Here is a 17,731-nt window from a genome sequence, read left to right on the forward strand (position 1 = left end):
CGCCCGCCACGTCGTCGAGCGCAGCCGCACCAGACCTCGCAGGGGGAGGCCACCCACCATGCCCGGAGCCGACGGCCCCGCCGTCATCCGCAGCACCCTGCGCCAGCAGATCGCCGACGCCCTGCGCGACGAGATCCTCGCGGGCCGCCTCATACCGGGGCAGGAGTTCACGGTGAAGGAGATAGCCGAGCAGTACGGCGTCTCCGCGACCCCGGTCCGCGAGGCGCTCGTGAACCTCTCCGCGCAGGGCCTCCTCGACTCCGTGCAGCACCGCGGCTTCCGCGTGCACGAGCACACGCTCGCCGACTACCGCGGCATGATCGAGGCCCGCGGCCTCGTCGCGGACGGCATCTTCCGCGACCTCGCCGTGACGGCGGAGCGCCGCACCGTCCCACCGGCCGGGTTCGTGTCGGTGCGCCGCCGCGGCGAGGAGGCCGCCCGCGCGGCCGCCGCGGGCGACCTCACCGTCCTCATCGGCTACGACCTGCGCTTCTGGCGCGAGCTGAGCGCCCTCTTCGGCAACGCCTACCTCGCCGACTTCCTGCACCGCCTGCGCGTCAAGTCCTGGGTGTGCGCGGTCCCGCACCTGCGCCGCGAGGCGGAGCGCGGCGGCGATCTGCGCGGCCGCCTGTGGTCGCGGCACACGGAGCTCGTGGACGCCGTGTCGCGCCGCGACCCGCTCGCCGCGCACGCGATCGTCGTCGAGTACAACGCGCACTCCCTGAAACTGATCGAGACGCTGGCCGCCACGGGCGGGGGACCGGCCGCCGGGGACGACGAGCGGGCGTCCGAATGACCGCCGTGGACCTCAGCGTCGTCATCCCCGCCTTCAACGAGGAACGCCGCCTCGCCCCCACCCTGGAGGCCGTCCGCGCCTACCTGGACGCGGCCCCGCAGCCCCCGGCGTGGGAGCTGATCGTCGTCGACGACGGCTCCACGGACCGCACGGCGGAGATCGCCGCCGCGGCCGCCGCGGCCGACCCCCGTGTCCAGCTGATCCGCGGCGAGAGCAACCGCGGCAAGGGCCACGCCCTGCGCCAGGGCGTCCTCGCCTCCTACGGCCGCCGCGTCCTGGTCACGGACGCCGACCTGGCCGCGCCCATCGAGGAGCTGGAGGCCCTGGAGAAGGCGCTGGCCGAGGGCAACGCGGCGGCGGTCGGCTCCCGGGCCCGCCCCGGCGCGACGATCGGCGTGCACCAGCACCGGCTGCGCGAGCTGCTCGGCCGGGGCGGGAACCTCCTGATACGCACGGTCGCCGTCCCCGGGATCCGCGACACCCAGTGCGGGTTCAAGCTGTTCGACGGCGACCGGGCCCGCGCGGCCTTCGCCTCGGCCCGGCTGCGCGGCTGGGGCATCGACGTCGAGATCCTGCACCACTTCCGCACCCGCGGCTGGCCGGTCGCCGAGGTGCCGGTGCAGTGGTCGCACCAGGAGGGCTCCAAGGTGCGGCCCACGGACTACGTCCGCGTCCTGGCCGAGCTGACCGCGCTGCGCGCCCGCGCGCTGCGCCCCGCCGACCTGTTGGTCGCCGCCCTGTTCCTGATCGCGTCGACCGCCCTGTACGCGCGGCGCTGGATCTCCCCGGACACCCGGTACCTGCCGCACGCCCTCCAGGACCAGAACCAGTGGGAGTGGTTCTTCGAGGTCACCGCCCACAACGTCAGACACCTCGACAACCCCCTGTTCACGACCTTCCAGAACGTCCCGGACGGCGTGAACCTCATGGCCAACACGGTCATGCTCGGCCTGTCCGTGCCGCTGGCCCCCGTGACCTGGGTGTTCGGCCCGGCCGTCAGCCTGAACGTGGCGATGACCCTGGGCCTCGCCGCCACCGCGACCGCCTGGTACTGGCTGCTCCGCCGCCGTCTCGTACGGCACCGGGGAGCCGCCGCGGTGGGCGCGGCGCTCGCCGCCTTCGCGCCGCCGATGGTCAGCCACGCGCACGCGCACCCGAACTTCATCGTCCTGTTCATGATCCCGCTGATCATCGACCGGGCGCTGCGCCTGTGCACGGGCCGTCATGTCGTACGGGACGGCGTGGTCCTCGGCCTGTTCACGACGTACCAGATCTTCCTCGGCGAGGAGCCGCTGCTGCTCGCGGCGATGGGGATGGTGCTCTTCACCGTCGCCTACGCGGTGGTGCGCCGCGATGTCGCGCGCGCCGCCTGGCGCCCCCTCGCGCGGGGGCTTGCGATCGGCGTCGGCGTCTGTCTGCCGCTGGTCGCCTTCCCGCTGTGGTGGCAGTTCTTCGGGCCGCAGAGCTACAAGAGCGTGCTGCACGGCGACGACGCGGGCAACAGCCCGCTCGCCCTGCTCTCCTTCGCCGAACGCTCCCTCGCGGGCGACGCGGGCACCGCCGCCTCGCTCTCGATGAACCCGACCGAGCAGAACGCCTTCTACGGCTGGCCGCTGGTCGTCCTCGCCCTCGCGATCGTGGTGTGGCTGTGGCGGCGCCCCGCGGTGCAGGCCCTCGCGTTCACGGCGGTCGCGGCGGCGTTCCTGTCCCTGGGCCCGAAGTTCCGCATTCCGCTGACGGACGTGGTCCTGCCGGGGCCGTGGGCCCTGCTCTCCGACCGGCCGCTGTTCGAGTCGGTCATCGAGGGGCGCGTCGCGATGGTGTGCGCTCCGGCGCTCGGCATGCTCGTCGCGCTCGCGATCGAGGCGCTCGTCGAGCGGACCCGGCGGGCCCCGGCGTGGGCCTCGACGCCGGGCCGCACCCGGGCCGCCGTCCTGCGGTACGCGGGCCTCGGCGCGGTCGCCGCCGCCCTGCTGCCCCTCGTACCGCTGCCCCTGAAGGCCGTGGACCGGATCGAGGTCCCGGCGTTCATCGCCGACGGCACCTGGAAGCGGTACGTCGACACGGCGGCGGGCGAGACACTCGTCCCGGTGCCGCTGCCCGACCCCGGCAACGCGGAGGCGCTGCACTGGCAGACCACCGCGGGCCTGGGCTTCAAGCTCCCCGGCGGGTACTTCAACGGGCCCTGGGGCCCGGACCGCGTCGGCATCTACGGCGCCCCGCCCCGCAACACCTCCAACCTGCTGCGCGACATCCGGGGCACCGGCCGCGCCGTGCGGGCCACGGACGCCTGGCGGCGGGCCGTGCGCGAGGACCTGCGGTACTGGAACGCGGGCGTCGTCGTGCTCGCCCCGCAGGCCGCCGACGCGGCGCTGCGCGACTCCCTCGACGATCTTCTTGGACAGCGCGGAAAGTGGGTAGACGGGGTGTGGATCTGGGACGTGCAAGGGGGAGCCTGAGCGGCCCCGCTGCCACTACGCTGCGGGAACAACACGTACGGTAGCCGACCCCCGCGCGCGCCCCCGAGCGCCCGCACACCACCTTGTCCGCCCCCCGTTTCTGCCCCTCCCGCTTCCGCCTCTTCCCCGCCCGCCCCGACCGCGTGACCGACCCCCCACCCGACCCGTCCGAACCCCCGCGTCGTCCGACGTTCGACGTTCTGACCCGAGGAGCCCTTCTTGGCCTGCGACTTGTGGCTCGTCCCGCTCGTCGATGTGCTGTGCCACAGCCCCGACAACCCCTTCGCGGAGGAACTCGCCGCGTACGACAAGGCGCTGACCGAGGCGGGGCTGCCGACGATCCCCGTCTACGCGTACATGCCGGGCCTGTCCGGCGACGTGGCACCGGTGGCGGGCTTCGACTACGACGCGCTGCATTTCCTGCGGCGCGCGTACCTGCTGCGCGTCTGCGGCCTGGAGGTCACTCCGGTCGACGAGCTCGGCGGGGACTACGAACAGCTCCTGGAGATGTTCGACGCGACCGCCCAGCAGTCGCACCTGGTGTGGCACTACGACCACGCCGGGGCGTACGTGCCCGTGGACTTCCCCGCGCCGCTCGCCAACGACGAGCTGCTCGCGGGCGGCGGTCCGCTCGGGTCCTCCCACGCGCTCCTGCGCGAGCTGGAGTTCGTGGCGCCGTCCCTCGGCATAGACCCCGCGAACCCGCCGCTGCCCCCGGCCCCGCCCCGGTCCCCCACGACCCTGGAGGAACCGGCTCCGCCGCCGCCCCACGACTCCAGCCCGTTCGCCCGCGAACGCCACGTGTGGCTCGGCCTCCACGCGGCCACGACCCGAAGCCTGGCCCAGGGCTCAATGATCATCTACAGCTAGCCACTCCCCGCCGGGGCCCGGCCGAGGGCGTGGGCGGCTCGTTCGCCGTCGGGCGGGCCCGCCCCGGGGGGCCTCACCTTTCCCGGTCCGGCGCGGCCGGGTCGCTCGGGGTCCCCGTCGCCCGCGGGAACGCGACCCGCACTGCCCGCGCCCAGCGGTCGCTCCCCAGCTCCGGGCGCACGGCTGCCAGGCCGCCGCAGTACTTGGTGAACTCCGCGGCCCGCAGCCCGTACCGGTGCAGGACCCGGTCCGCCTCCGTCAGCTTGCCGCGCGTCTTCGTCTCGACGAGGACGAGGCCGCTGTCGGCCGTCGCCGTCCGGCCCGTCGCCACGTCCCGTACGACGAGGGCGGCGTCGCACGTGACCCGCTGCCCCTCGGCCACGAACGTCGCCCGGCGGTAGTGCGTGACCAGGGAGGGCGTCAGGGACGTCGGCGCCTCCACGCCGTACGAACCGCGCAGCACCCCGGCGAGGAAGCCGCGCCGGGTGTCGTCGAGCGCGTGCGCGTCGCCCTCCATGCGCTGGCGGTGCTTGACGGTCTCGCCGCGCCCTGTCTTCAGCTTGATCTCGAACTGCCGCTCCCCGCTGTCCTGGTAGACCCGCTCCCGGATGCGGTAGCGCAGCCCGCGGCCCTGGCGGTGGTCGTGGAAGGTGCACAGGCCCGGGGTGTCGTAGTACGTCGAGCGGTACCCGAAGCTGCGGCGGCCGCCGATGCTCAGCGCCCGGAAGGGGCCGCCGCGTCTGCGCGGGTCGGTGAGCAGCGCCGCGAAGTCCTCGAAGACCTCGACGGGGACGAGATAGCCGTGGTCGTAGCGGGCGAGCAGCTCCGCGCGGGCGTTCAGCTCCGCGAGCGAGAGGGGGTGCGCGGCGAGCGCGGCGCGGCTCAGGGCGCGAAGGGCAGGGTTCACGCGGGCTCCTAGCTGAGGCGTGCGGCCGGTCGTGGCGTCGTACTCGTGCTTGTACTCGTACTCGTGCTCTGGGTGAACGGGTGGGAGCCCTCCGTGAGTTCCGACTGTCGGAAGTGGATTTCCATGCCCACCAGGCCTCGCCATATACCCCCCGGGGGTATATGGTCATGATCGTAGTCCTGAAGGGGCGACGCCGGAAGGCGCGCCACGACCATGGGAGTCGTCATGACGAACCACACCGGCCACGACCACGCCAGCCACACCGCCCACGCCGCTCACGGCGGGCATGGCGGGCACGGCAACCACGCCGCCCACGGCGGCCACGGCGGCGCCCAGCCCGGCGGGCTCGCTGTCTCGCAGGACGGGTACACCCTCGAACTCGACTCGACCGTCCTCGGCGCCGGTGTGCAGCCGGTCAGCTTCCGGGTGACCGGGCCCGACGGGCGGGCCGTGACCGAGTACGTGGCCGAGCACGAGAAGGAGCTGCACTTCATAGCCGTACGACGGGACACGGCCGGTTTCCAGCACGTGCACCCGGTGCGGGACGAGCACGGCACCTGGAGCGTCGAACTGGCCCTGGAGCCGGGCGACTGGAGATTCTTCACCGACGTCCACCCGGTCGGCCACGACGGCACCATGACGCTGGGGATCGACGTCGCGGTCGCCGGTCCCTACGACCCGCGCCCGCTGCCCGAAGCCACCGGGGTCGCGCGGATCGGCGCGTACACCGTCACGCTCGACGGCACGCTCCTGCCCGGCGAGACGAGCCAACTGACCCTCACCGTCAGCAAGGACGGCCACCCCGTCACCGACCTCCAGCCCTATCTGGCCGCGTACGGACACCTGGTGGCGCTGCGGGTCGGCGACCTGGGCTACCTCCACGTCCACCCGGAGGGCGCGCCCGGCGACGGCACCACCGCGCCGGGGCCCGAGATCGCCTTCATGGCCGCCGCGCCCTCGGCCGGGACCTACCGCCTGTACCTGGACTTCCAGCACGAAGGCGTCGTCAGGACCGCCGAGTTCACGGTGCGGACCGGCGAGGGCGCCGCCCCCGCGGGCCACCACCACGCCCACCACTGAGCGCGCGCACGCACCGCGCAGGAAGGGAGCGTCATGCCCCGCCTGACCCCCCTCACGCCCGACACGGCGGTCGGCGCCTCGCGCGACCTCCTCGCCGACCTGGTCTCCCGCCACGGCCACGTCGGTGCCATGGTCTCCACGATGGCGCACTCACCGGCCGTCCTCGGCGGCTACCTCCAGCTCAGCCGGGCCATGGGACGGGCCAAGCTCGACCGCCGGATCAGCGAACGCATCTCCATCGCCGTCCAGACCGTCCAGGGCTGCGGACTGTGCCTCGACGCGCACGTCGGCGCCGCCCGCGCCCTCGGCATCGACGAGGCGGAGGTCGAGCGGGCCCGCACCGGCACCTCGGCCGACCCCGCGATCGCGGCGATGGTCGCCCTCGGCCTCCAGGTCCACCGCGAGCCGACGTCGATCACCGACGAGCAGATCGCCGCGCTGCGCGCGCACGGCCACAGCGACCGCGCGATCGCCGACGTCGTCGGCGTCGTCGCCCTCAACGTCCTCACCGGCGCCTTCAACCTCCTCGCCGGTCTCACACCGGGGAGCGACACCGGTGCGTAGGGAAGACACCCCCGTCTGTCTCCGCGGGGCACGGCCGCCACCCCGGGGCCGGGCCCCGCCGCATGGACACGGAAGGAAACCGCCATGCGTCTGTTCGCCATCCACGACTACCGCCGTCTGTTCGGCGCCCAGGTCATCGCCCTGTTCGGCACCGGACTCACCACCGTGGCCCTCGGGCTGCTCGCCTACGACCTCGCGGGCCCGCGCGCCGGTCTGGTCCTCGGCACCGCCCTGACCATCAAGATGGTCATGTACGTCGTCATCGCCCCGCTGGCCGCCGCGTACATCGACCGGCTCCCCAGGAGACGGCTCCTGGTCCTCCTCGACGTGGTCCGCGGCGCGGTGGTCCTGGCCCTGCCGCTGGTCACCGAGGTCTGGCACGTCTACGTCCTGATCGGCCTCCTCCAGGCCGCCTCCGCGGCGTTCACCCCGACCTTCCAGGCCGTCATCCCCGACATCGTCACCGACGAGTCCGCCTACACGCGCGCCCTGTCCGCCTCCCAGGTCGCCTCCACCATGGAGAGCCTGCTCAGCCCCGTGCTCGCCGCGCTCGCCCTGACGGTCATCAGCTTCGACCGGCTGTTCCTCGGCACCTCCGCCGGATTCCTCGTCTCCGCCCTGCTCGTCCTCGCGACGCGCGTCCCCGACGCCCGTCCCAGCGCCCACACCACGGCGTGGGACAAGGCCGCCTCAGGGATCAGGACCTTCTTCAGGACACCGCGGCTGCGCGGCCTGATGGCCCTCAACCTCGTGGTCGCGGCGGCCGGTTCGATCGTCGTCGTCAACACCGTCAACCACGTCCGCGACGCACTGGGCGGCTCGCAGTCCGACGTCGCCTGGATGCTCGCCGCCTCCGGCACCGGAACCCTCGTGGCCGCCCTCGCGCTGCCGCGCGTCCTCGACCGGATCGCCGCCCGCACCGTCATGACGACCGGCGCCACAGTCCTCGTCGGCGCCACGGCCGCCGCCGTGTCGCTCAGCGCGCTCGGCCTCGCCACCTGGACCGGTACGGCGGTCATCTGGACCGCGATCGGCATCGGCATGGCCCTGGTCATCACCCCGACCGGCAAGGTCCTGCGCGCCTCCGTCACGCGGAACGCGATCCCCGAGGCGTTCGCCGCCCAGTTCTCCCTCTCGCACCTGGCCTGGCTGATCACCTACCCCGTCGCGGGCTGGCTCGGCACGGCCGCGGGCACCACCGCCGCCTGGTCCGTCCTCGCGGCCCTCGCCGCGGCGGGAGCGGGCGGCGCCCTCCTCCTCTGGCCGCGCCACGACGGCCCCGGAGCCGCCACCACCCTCGTGGCACCCGCCCTGCGCGCGCCCGGCACGGACCGGTCCACCCTGTCCAAGGCCGCATGAGGGCCCGCGTACAGTGCTCTCGCGCGCCGCGCCCCGGTCCCCCTCGCGGGGCCGGGCGCGGCGCGGCCGCGCGCCGTCTCACGGATGGGTCACGGATTCCGTCGACGGCTGCGGAGAAGGCGCCCATGATGTGGGCTAGACGAATCGGAGAAGTCCCTGCTGGACGGCGTGGACGGTCCGTAGACTTCTCCGTCTGTTGTACGGCGGACACGCGCAGTGGCCGCCGGAGAGTGGCTGGAATCTGGGGGAGGACGGCGCCGCGATGGCCATGGAGAAACTGGGCCCGGGGGAACCGCAGCGGATAGGCGCCTACCGCCTGCTCGCGCGGCTCGGCGCGGGCGGCATGGGGCAGGTGTACCTGGCGCGTTCCGGACGGAACCGCACAGTCGCCGTCAAGCTGGTGCGCGAGGAACTCGCCGCGCAGGAGGAGTTCCGCAGCCGCTTCCGGCAGGAGGTGCAGGCCGCGCGGCGCGTCGGCGGCGCGTGGACGGCGCCGGTGCTCGACGCCGACACGGAGGCCGCGATCCCGTGGGTCGCCACCGGGTACGTCGCCGGGCCCTCGCTGCAGGCCGTCGTCTCGCACGACCACGGCCCGCTGCCCGAGCGGTCCGTGCGGATCCTCGCCGCCGGGCTCGCGAACGCCCTGAAGGACATCCACGCGGCCGGGCTCATCCACCGCGACCTCAAGCCGTCCAACGTCCTGGTGACCATCGACGGCCCGCGCGTCATCGACTTCGGGATAGCCAGGGCCCTGGAGACGGTCACCGACGGCGGCCTCACCCGCACCGGGGCGCTCGTCGGATCTCCGGGGTTCATGGCACCCGAGCAGGTGCGCGGCGACCGCGTCACCGAGGCCGCGGACGTCTTCTGCCTGGGGTCCGTCCTCGCGTACGCCGCGACGGGCCAGCTGCCCTTCGGCACGGCCAACAGCGGTGTGCACGCGCTGATGTTCCGCATCGCGCAGGAGGAGCCGGACCTGGAGCCGGTGCCGGAGTCGCTGCGCGAGCTCATCGAGCACTGCCTGGCCAAGGCGCCGGGCGAGAGGCCCTCGCTCGACGACGTGCTCGACCGGACGGGGGCCGAGGACACGGTCTTCGAGGGGAAGTCCCGGGAGCCGTGGCTGCCCGGGGCGCTGGTCGCCCAGCTGGGGCGGCACGCTGTGCGGTTGCTTGAGGTCGAGGACCCCGAGGCGGAGCCTGACGCCGAGGCCACCGATCCGGGCGAGGCCGCCGCCGGGGCCGCCGCAGGCGCGGGAGCCGCAGCCGCCGGGGCCTCGCCGGAAGCGGAGGGCACCCCGCCCCAGCCCGCCACCCCGCCGGGCACCCCCGTACAGCCCGACACCCCGCCCCCGCCCGGCGTGCCCGGCCAAGGCTCCGTCGACCGGCTGCCGACCATGGTCAGCGGAGCGCCGCCCGCGCCCACCCCCGCCGCCCCCGGCGCCACGCCCCCGCCGGGCCACACCCCCGCCTACGCCTACCCCCACCAGCCCGCGGGGCCCGCGGGACCGGCCGTCTACGGCTACCCGCATCCGCAAGGGCCGTACGGCACGGGCACCGGCACGCCCCCGTACGGCCCGCCGCCGCTCGACCCGCCGCGCCGCAGCGCCCGGTCGACCGCCCTGCTCGTCGCCGTGGCCCTGATAGTGGCCCTCGGCGCGGGCGGCACCGTGTACGCGGTGATGAAGGGCGACGGCGACCCGAAGGCGCACGGCGAGGGCAAGAACCGCGAGAGCTCCGGGCCCAGGACGCCGGGCACGCCGTCCGACTCCGCGGGGCCCGCCTCGCCGTCGCCGTCCGACTCGGCGTCCGCCGACGAGGGCACCGTGCCGGAGAAGTACCTCGGCACCTGGAACGGCACCGTGTCCGGCGAGGCCGGGACCAGCACCCGCCGCCTGACCATCCAGCAGGGCGAGGTCGGCGACACCGTCCTGTCCCTGACCGCCGACGGCCCGCTCAAGGGCGGCGGCACCTACCACTGCGTGTTCCAGGGCACCCTGACGTCCGCGTCCGACAGCGAGCTCCAGATCTCCGGGACCGAGGTCACCGTGGGCCCGGCCCGCACCTGCGAACCGGGCGCCCCCAGCGTCATCAGCATCCTGCCGAGCGGCGAGCTGCACCGGGTCAACACCGACGGCGGCAAGGCGCTCACCTACTCCAAGGGCTGACCGGCGGCCGGACCGCCGCCCGTCCCCCCGTAGGACGGGCGGCGGCTCCACCCCACGGCGATTCCAACCCGCGGCCGCGTTGTCCCGCACCCCCTCCCCGTACTCCGGGACAAAAACCCGGGACAAAACCCGGAGCCCCGGTTTTGGCTCGCTCGCGGCTTCCGCGAGGGCGGGCGGCGGAGTTGGGTGGGTGCCCGTCACGCACGTACGGGGGCACGCGGGGGGACGCTCGTGGGACGTCGCGAGAAACCGATCGACCCGGCGGCGGGGCCGGTGGAGCGGTTCGCGCACGAGTTGCGCGCGCTGCGCCGGGAGGCGGGCACGCCCACGTACCGGGCGATGGCCGCCGACTCCGCGTACTCCGCCACCACGCTCGCCTACGCCGTCGCGGGCGAGAAGCTGCCCTCGCTGCCGGTCACCCTCGCCTATGTGAAGGCCTGCGGCGGCGACCTCGCCCGGTGGGAGCGGCGCTGGCGCGAGGCCCGCGTCGAGGAGGCCGCGCACCGGCCCCGCGACGCGGCCGAGGACGGCGAGCCGCCCTACCGGGGGCTCGCGCGCTTCGACACCGGCGACCAGGACCACTTCTTCGGCCGCGACCGGCTCACCGGCGAACTCGTCGGCCTGGCCAGGGAGCACCGCGTCACCACCGTCTTCGGCCCCTCCGGCAGCGGCAAGTCCTCGCTGCTGCGCGCCGGGCTCATCCCCCGGCTGCGGCAGCCCGCGCCCCCGGCGCCCCGGCCCGCCGCCATCCGCGTCCTCACCCCGGGCCCGCGGCCCCTGCGCACCCACGAGCGGCTCTTCGCCCCGGCCCCGGGCGACGGCGACACCTGGCTGGTGGTCGACCAGTTCGAGGAGGTCTTCACGCTCTGCCACGACCCGGACGAGCGGGAGGAGTTCATCGCACGCCTGGTGGCCGCCCGCGCCCCGGAGCTGCGCCTGCGGGTGGTGCTCGGGGTGCGCGCCGACTTCTACGGCCGCTGCCTGCAACACCGCGCGCTCGCCGACGCCGTCCGCGAGGCCAGTCTGCCGGTGGTTCCGATGAGCCCCGCCGAACTGCGCGAGGCCATCGTCCGCCCGGCCGCCGCGCACGGCCTCATCGTGGAGCGCGCCCTCACCGCCCGGCTCATCGAGGAGACCCTGGACGAGCCGGGCTGTCTGCCCCTGACCTCCCACGCGCTCCTGGAGACCTGGCGCCGCCGCCGGGGCCGCACCCTGACGATGGCCGCGTACGAGGCGTCCGGCCGGGTCGCGGGGGCGCTCGCCCGCACCGCCGAGGACCTGTACACGCAACTGCCCGCCGAACAGCGGGACGTGGCGCGCCGCATCCTGCTCCGGCTGATCACCCCGGGGGACGGCGTGCCGGACACCCGGCGGCCGGTGCGCCGGGCCGAACTCGACGACGGGGGCACGGCGGACACCACCCCGGCCGCCCACGTCCTCGACCGGCTCGCCCGCGCCCGCCTGGTCACGCTCGACCACGACACCGCCGATCTCACCCACGAGGCCGTCATCACCGGCTGGCCCCGGCTGCGCGGCTGGATCGAGGAGGACCGCGAGCGGCTGCGCTGCCACCGCCGCCTCACCGAGGCCGCCGAGGCCTGGGCGGAACTCGGCCGCGACACCGGCGCCCTGTACCGGGGCACCCGCCTCGCCACCGCCGAGGAGCACTTCCCCGATGCCGACGACCCCGCGCTCACCGCCCTGGAGCGGGACTTCCTGGTCGCCAGCACCGCCGCCCGCGACCAGGAGCAGCGCGCCGCGGCCCGGGTGACGCGCCGCCTGCGCCGGTTCACCACGGCCCTGTCGGTGCTCCTCGCCCTCGTGCTCGCCGCGAGCCTGATCGCCTGGCAGCAGAGCCGGGACAGCGACCGCGAGCGCGACCGGGCGCGGGCCGCGCAGCGCGTGGCCCAGTCACGGCAGCTCGCCGCGCAGTCGGCGGCCCTGCTCGGCAGCGACCCCGACCTGGCCTCGCTGCTCGCGGTGCGGGCCCACCGCACGGCCGCCACGCCGGAGGCCGCGGGCAGCCTCTACGCCGCCGCCGAGCTGCCGCTGCGGCGCCGCTTCACCGCCGCCGAAGGGCCCGTCCTGTCCGTCGCGGTGAGCCCCAGCGGCCGTACCGTCGCCACCAGCGGCTACGACGGCACGGTCCGGCTGTGGGACCCGGCCACCGGCAGGCTGCGGGCCGACCTCGGCAGCGACGCCGGTGACGTCTACTCCGTGGCGTTCAGCCCCGACGGGCGCACCCTGGCCGCGAGCGGCGACTCCCGGGTCCGGCTGTGGGACGTCGCCTCCGGCACGGTGCGCCGGGCCCTCCCCCGGCACACCGACGCGGTGTTCACGCTCGCCTTCAGCCCCGACGGCCGCACCCTCGCGACCGGCAGCGACGACGGCACCGTACGCCTCTCGGACACGGCGACGGGCAGGACCCGGGCCACCCTGAGGGGCCACCGGGGCGAGATCTCCGGAGTGGCCTTCGGCCGCGCCGGGCACCTGCTGGCCTCCAGCGGCGCCGACCGGACCGTACGCCTGTGGGACGCGGCCACCGGCGCGCGGCGCGCCGTCCTGCGGGGCCACCGGGGCGAGGTCTCCGCCGTGGCCTTCAGCCGCGACGGCCGCACCCTGGCCTCCACCGGCTACGACCGGACCGTACGCCTGTGGGACGTGGCGGCGCGCCGGGCGCGGGCCGTCCTGCGCGGGCACACGGGCGAGGTCTCCGCCGTCGCCTTCAGCCCCGACGGGCACACCGTGGCCTCCAGCGGCGCCGACCGGACCGTACGCCTGTGGAACACGGCCACCGGCCGCACCCGGACCGTCCTCACCGGCCACACCGCGCCCGTCTCCGGGGTGGCCTTCGGCCCGGACGGGCACACCCTGGCCTCCAGCGGCTACGACCGGACGGTGCGGCTGTGGAACACGGCCCCGCGCACCCCCCACACCACGCTCACCGGCCAGGGCGCCCCGGTCTCCCTCGTGGCCTACGGCCCCGACGGACGCACCCTGCTCACCGGCGGCGAGGACGGCGGCGTACGGCTGTGGAACACCGCCACCGGCCGGACGCGCGCCACCCTCACCGACCGCACCGGGCCCGTCCTCGCGGTCTCGTTCAGCGGCGACGGGCGCACCCTGACGACGGTCAACGACACCCAGCGGGTGCGGCGCTGGGACCTGGCCACCGGCAGGCCGCGCAGCACGTCCGTCGACAGCGCGGAGGCCGTCGTCGCGGCGGCCATCGGCCCGGACGGCCGGACCCTGGCCGTCGTCACCGGCCAGCGGACGGTCCGGCTGTGGGGCGGGACGGCGGGCCGGACCCGGACCGTGCTCGACCACCCCGGGGCCGTCCTCGCGCTCGCCTTCGGCCGGGACGGGCACACCCTGGCCACCGGCAGCGCCGACGGTTCGGTACGGCTGTGGGACGTCGCCGGGGGCACGCCGCGCACCACCCTGACCGGCCCCGCCGACGCGGTCGGCGCGGTCGCCGTCAGCCCCGACGGGCGCACGGTCGCCGCGGGCAGCGACGACGGCACGGTCCGGCTGTGGGACGCGCGCACGGGCCGGACCCTGGCCGCCCTCACCGACCGCACCGGGCAGGTCCTCACGGTGGCCTTCAGCGGGGACGGGCGCACCCTGGCGGGCGGCGGCGCCGACGGCACGGTCCGGCTGTGGGACACGGCCACCGGGCATCTGCGGGCCCGCCTGCGCGGGCACGCCGGGTCCGTGCGCACGGTGGCGTTCAGCCCCGACGGGCGCACCCTGGCCACCGGCGGCGAGGACGCGACGACCCGGCTGTGGCGGACCGACCTGCCCACGCCGTCCGGGGCGATCCACCGGATCTGCCGCGCGGTCGGCCGCGACCTGACCCGCCAGGAACGCGCGAGCCATCTGCCGGACCAGGAGCACGGCCGCACCTGCTGAACGCGCGCGAGCGCCCGGTGGCCGTGGCCACCGGGCGCTCGCGCGCGTCACGCACGGGACGGACTAGACGAACGAGTTGATCTCGATCGTCTCGTCGCGGCCCGGGCCCACGCCGATCGCGGAGATCGGGGCGCCGGACATCTCCTCCAGGGCCTTCACGTAGGCCTGCGCGTTCTTCGGCAGGTCGGCGAAGGTCTTGGCCTTGGTGATGTCCTCGGACCAGCCCGGCAGCGTCTCGTAGATCGGCTTCGCGTGGTGGAAGTCCGTCTGGCTGTACGGGAGCTCCTCGACGCGCTTGCCGTCGATCTCGTACGCGACGCAGACCGGGATCTGCTCCCAGCCGGTGAGGACGTCGAGCTTGGTGAGGAAGAAGTCCGTCAGGCCGTTCACGCGGGTCGCGTAGCGGGCGATCGGGGCGTCGAACCAGCCGCAGCGGCGGTCGCGTCCCGTGGTGACACCGCGCTCGCCGCCGATGGTGCGCAGCGCCTCGCCGTCCGCGTCGAACAGCTCCGTCGGGAACGGGCCCGCGCCGACGCGCGTGGTGTACGCCTTCAGGATGCCGATGACCCGGCTGATCTTCGTCGGGCCGACGCCGGTGCCCGTGCAGGCACCGCCCGCGGTCGGGTTCGACGAGGTCACGAAGGGGTACGTGCCGTGGTCCACGTCCAGGAGCGTGCCCTGGCCGCCCTCGAACAGGACGACCTTGTCGTCGTCGAGCGCGTTGTTGAGGATCAGCGTGGTGTCGGCCACGTACTGCTTGATGTTCTCGCCGTGCTCCAGGAGCTGCTCGACGATCTGCTCCGCCTCGATGGCGCGGCGGTTGAACACCTTGGTGAGCAGCTGGTTCTTCTGCTCCAGGGCCGCTTCGACCTTCTGCTTCAGGATCGACTCGTCGTAGAGGTCCTGGACGCGGATGCCGGTGCGGTTGATCTTGTCGGCGTAGGTCGGGCCGATGCCACGGCCCGTCGTGCCGATCTTCCGCTTGCCGAGGAAGCGCTCGCCGACCTTGTCCACCGTCACGTTGTACGGCGTGATGATGTGCGCGTTTCCGCTGATCAGCAGCTTCGACGTGTCGACGCCGCGCTCGTTCAGACCGCTCAGCTCGGAGAGCAGGACCGACGGGTCGACGACGACGCCGTTGCCGATGACCGGTACGCAGTCCGGCGAGAGGATTCCGGAAGGGAGGAGGTGCAGCGCGTACTTCTGGTCGCCTACGACGACCGTGTGGCCGGCGTTGTTGCCGCCCTGGTAGCGCACTACATAGTCCACGGATCCACCGAGCAGGTCGGTGGCCTTTCCCTTGCCTTCGTCACCCCACTGAGCACCGAGCAGCACGAGTGCGGGCACAGGCGTACACCCCTTCCGGGCGGGGCATGTCCAAGGTCAGGGGCCACGGCTCGATGCCGTCGCCACCGGTGTGGGTGTGCCTTGGTCGCCCCGGAATAGACGAAGCCCCTGGCGCAATAGCGCAAGGGGCTCTTGCACAAAGATGCTACCCGAGGACTAAAGAAAGGGCGCACGTGTCGGCTCGCGGCCAGCGCGATGACCTCATCGTGATCATCGACCCGGTCGCCCGGCGCACGGACGGCGAGTCCGTACGCATCGCCAAGGACGTGCTTGGCGCGGGCGCGGCGCTCAAGCTCTGTCTGCCCGAAGGCCCCGAGGAATTCACCCGCGCCCTGGCCAGACGGGGGACGCGGCGCCCGGTCGTGGTCGGCGACGACGCGGCCCTGCGGCGGGCCGTCGCCGTCCTGCACCGGGAGCGGGCGCTCGGCACGACCGATCTTGCGGTCGTGCCCGTCGCGGGCGGCGCCACCGGGGTGCGGCTCGCCCGCGCCCTCGGCGTGCCCGCGGGGGCGGTGGCCGCGGCGCGGACCGTGCTCGACGGGGTGCCCCGGCGGCTCGACCTGCTCGTCGACGACCGCGACGAGGTCGTCCTCGGGGACGTGCGGATCCCGTCCCTGGGCGCGGGCCTCGCCGAGGAGTCCGGCGCCGAGCGGCACGGCCACCCCTGGCTGCGGACCTGCCAGTCCCTCGTCCGCACCCTCGGCGCCCGGCCCGCGACGGGCCGGGCCGGGCCCTCGCGGCTGCGGGTGGAGGCCGACGGGGTGACCCTCGTGGACCTGGACCAGCCCGTCGAGGGCGTGTCCGTGGCCCCGGGCGGCGGGGGCCTCGCCCGGGTGGAGGTGCGGCCCTCGTCCGTCGGGGCCGGGATGGCTCCCCTGGGCGCGCGGGCCCGCTCCGTGACGGTGTCGGGCCCCGACTTCCGCTACCGCGCGGACGGGACGACGGCCGGGCCGGTCCGCACCCGCACCTGGACCGCCCGCCCCCAGGCCTGGCGCCTCACCCTGCCCGCGGACCCGGCCCGCTAGACCTCCACGAGCAGCTCCTCAAGGCCCCGGATCACGAAGTTCGGCTTGCGCCGCGGCTCGGCGGCGAGGCGCAGGCCCGGCGCGCGGCGCAGCAGGGCCCGCAGCGACGCGGCGAGCTCGACGCGCGCCAGCGGCGCCCCGATGCAGTAGTGGACGCCCGCGCTGAAGGAGATGTGCGGGTTCGCCTCGCGGGGGCGGGCGAGGTCGAGCGTGTCGGGGTCGCGGAAGACGGCCGGGTCCCGGTTGGCCGAGCCGAAGAGCAGCGCCACCTCGCTGCCCCGGGGGATCGGCGTGCCGCCGACCTCGATGTCGTCGAGCACCCACCGCTCGAAGAGCTGGAGCGGGGTGTCGTGGCGCAGCAGCTCCTCCACGGCCGTGGGGAGCAGCCGCTCCGGCTCCGCGCGCAGGGCGGCGAGCTGCCCGGGGTGGCGGAACAACGCGTACCAGCCGTTCACGGTGGCGTTGACGGTCGCCTCGTGCCCGGCGTTCAGGAGCAGCACGCAGGTGGAGACCAGCTCCTGCTCGCTGAGCCGGTCGCCCTCCTCGTGGGCGGCGATGAGGTCGCTGAGCAGGTCGTCGCCGGGCCGCGCCCGCCGCCGCGCGATCAGCTCCCGCAGATACGCGGAGAACTCCAGGGACGCGCGCACGGCCCGGGCGGCGGCCGCCTCGCCCGGGTTGAGCTCGTACATCCCGCAGATGTCCGCCGACCAGGGGCGCAGCGGCCCGCGCTCGCCCTCCGGGATGCCGAGCAGCTCGGCGATCACCGCGACGGGCAGCGGCTCCGCGACCCGCGCGAGCAGGTCGCCGCCGCCGTCCGCGACGAGGCCGCGCACCAGGTCGTCCGCGAGGCCCTCGACGTAGGGACGCAGGCGCTCCACCGTCCGGGGCGTGAACGCCTTCGCGACCAGGCGCCGGACGCGGGTGTGCGCGGGCGCCTCCAGGTCGAGCATCCCGTGGTCGTTGAGGACGTGGAACGGCTCGTGCGCGGCCGGGGGCGGCGTCCGCCCGAACTCCTCGTGGGTGAACCGGTGCCGATACGTGCGGCCGAGCCGCCGGTCGCGCAGCAGCGCGGCGACGTCCGCGTGGCGCGGGATCAGATACTGCTCGCTCGGCCCGTAGTAGTGCACCGGCCCCCGCGCGCGCAGCTGGGCGTAGGCGGGATAGGGATCGTCGAGGAAGGCGCCCGACGAGGGCGCGAACACCCCGGCGGCGTCTGCGGGTTCGGCCATGCGGGGACGCTAGCCCCGG

The 17,731-nt window shown here is 74.9% G+C and carries 12 protein-coding genes; 9 read left to right on the forward strand and 3 right to left on the reverse strand.

The genetic code is table 11. The features are described 5' to 3' along the window. Positions 1-58: 58 nt before the first annotated feature. The 3 genes from ACIG3E_RS04570 to ACIG3E_RS04580 all read left to right on the forward strand — a co-directional run bounded on the left by ACIG3E_RS04570 (position 59) and on the right by ACIG3E_RS04580 (position 4,125). Positions 59-796, forward strand: coding sequence for a GntR family transcriptional regulator (locus ACIG3E_RS04570; RefSeq protein ID WP_399611167.1), 738 nt, complete (start codon positions 59-61; stop codon positions 794-796). Continuing rightward, the gene (locus ACIG3E_RS04575; RefSeq protein WP_399611170.1) at positions 793-3,255 is read left to right on the forward strand and encodes a glycosyltransferase; all 2,463 of its coding nucleotides are present in this window, start codon (positions 793-795) and stop codon (positions 3,253-3,255) included. The genes ACIG3E_RS04570 and ACIG3E_RS04575 overlap by 4 nt, the downstream gene beginning before the upstream one ends. A gap of 219 nt (positions 3,256-3,474) precedes the next feature. Then, positions 3,475-4,125 carry a hypothetical protein gene (locus ACIG3E_RS04580; protein ID WP_138960977.1) on the forward strand — a complete coding sequence of 217 codons (651 nt, stop codon included), beginning with the start codon at positions 3,475-3,477 and terminating at the stop codon, positions 4,123-4,125. Positions 4,126-4,198: 73 nt separating this feature from the next. On the opposite strand, the gene ACIG3E_RS04585 is transcribed toward ACIG3E_RS04580, so the two are convergent. After that, positions 4,199-5,032: a VTC domain-containing protein gene (locus ACIG3E_RS04585; RefSeq protein WP_399611172.1), complete on the reverse strand. Its 834-nt coding sequence runs from the start codon at positions 5,030-5,032 to the stop codon at positions 4,199-4,201. 225 nt (positions 5,033-5,257) lie between these two features. On the opposite strand from ACIG3E_RS04585, the gene ACIG3E_RS04590 reads away from it, so the two are divergent. From ACIG3E_RS04590 to ACIG3E_RS04610, 5 genes are all read left to right on the forward strand, one after another. Then, positions 5,258-6,112: a hypothetical protein gene (locus ACIG3E_RS04590; RefSeq protein WP_399611174.1), complete on the forward strand. Its 855-nt coding sequence runs from the start codon at positions 5,258-5,260 to the stop codon at positions 6,110-6,112. Between the two features lie 33 nt (positions 6,113-6,145). Further along, the gene (locus ACIG3E_RS04595) at positions 6,146-6,676 is read left to right on the forward strand and encodes a carboxymuconolactone decarboxylase family protein (RefSeq protein ID WP_399611176.1); all 531 of its coding nucleotides are present in this window, start codon (positions 6,146-6,148) and stop codon (positions 6,674-6,676) included. 84 nt (positions 6,677-6,760) lie between these two features. Then, on the forward strand, positions 6,761-8,035 hold the full coding sequence (locus tag ACIG3E_RS04600; RefSeq protein WP_399611179.1) for an MFS transporter: 1,275 nt from the start codon (positions 6,761-6,763) through the stop codon (positions 8,033-8,035). A 268-nt stretch (positions 8,036-8,303) separates the two neighbouring features. Continuing rightward, positions 8,304-10,199: a serine/threonine-protein kinase gene (locus ACIG3E_RS04605; RefSeq protein ID WP_399612164.1), complete on the forward strand. Its 1,896-nt coding sequence runs from the start codon at positions 8,304-8,306 to the stop codon at positions 10,197-10,199. A 231-nt stretch (positions 10,200-10,430) separates the two neighbouring features. Continuing rightward, the gene (locus ACIG3E_RS04610) at positions 10,431-14,111 is read left to right on the forward strand and encodes a hypothetical protein (protein ID WP_399611182.1); all 3,681 of its coding nucleotides are present in this window, start codon (positions 10,431-10,433) and stop codon (positions 14,109-14,111) included. Positions 14,112-14,174: 63 nt separating this feature from the next. On the opposite strand, the gene ACIG3E_RS04615 is transcribed toward ACIG3E_RS04610, so the two are convergent. Beyond that, a complete protein-coding gene (locus tag ACIG3E_RS04615) occupies positions 14,175-15,458 on the reverse strand; it encodes an adenylosuccinate synthase (RefSeq protein ID WP_399611185.1) in 1,284 nt (427 codons plus the stop codon). 173 nt (positions 15,459-15,631) lie between these two features. Between ACIG3E_RS04615 and ACIG3E_RS04620 the strand changes: the two genes are divergently transcribed. Continuing rightward, complete coding sequence (locus ACIG3E_RS04620; RefSeq protein ID WP_399611187.1) at positions 15,632-16,483, forward strand: diacylglycerol kinase; 852 nt, start codon at positions 15,632-15,634, stop codon at positions 16,481-16,483. Here ACIG3E_RS04620 and ACIG3E_RS04625 read toward each other — a convergent pair. Next, a complete protein-coding gene (locus ACIG3E_RS04625) occupies positions 16,480-17,712 on the reverse strand; it encodes a cytochrome P450 (RefSeq protein ID WP_399611189.1) in 1,233 nt (410 codons plus the stop codon). The two genes, ACIG3E_RS04620 and ACIG3E_RS04625, sit on opposite strands and share 4 nt — an antisense overlap. Between the last annotated feature and the right edge of the window lie 19 nt (positions 17,713-17,731).

Origin of the sequence: Streptomyces sp. NPDC053474 (assembly GCF_044544845.1) — a bacterium.
Taxonomy (GTDB): domain Bacteria; phylum Actinomycetota; class Actinomycetes; order Streptomycetales; family Streptomycetaceae; genus Streptomyces.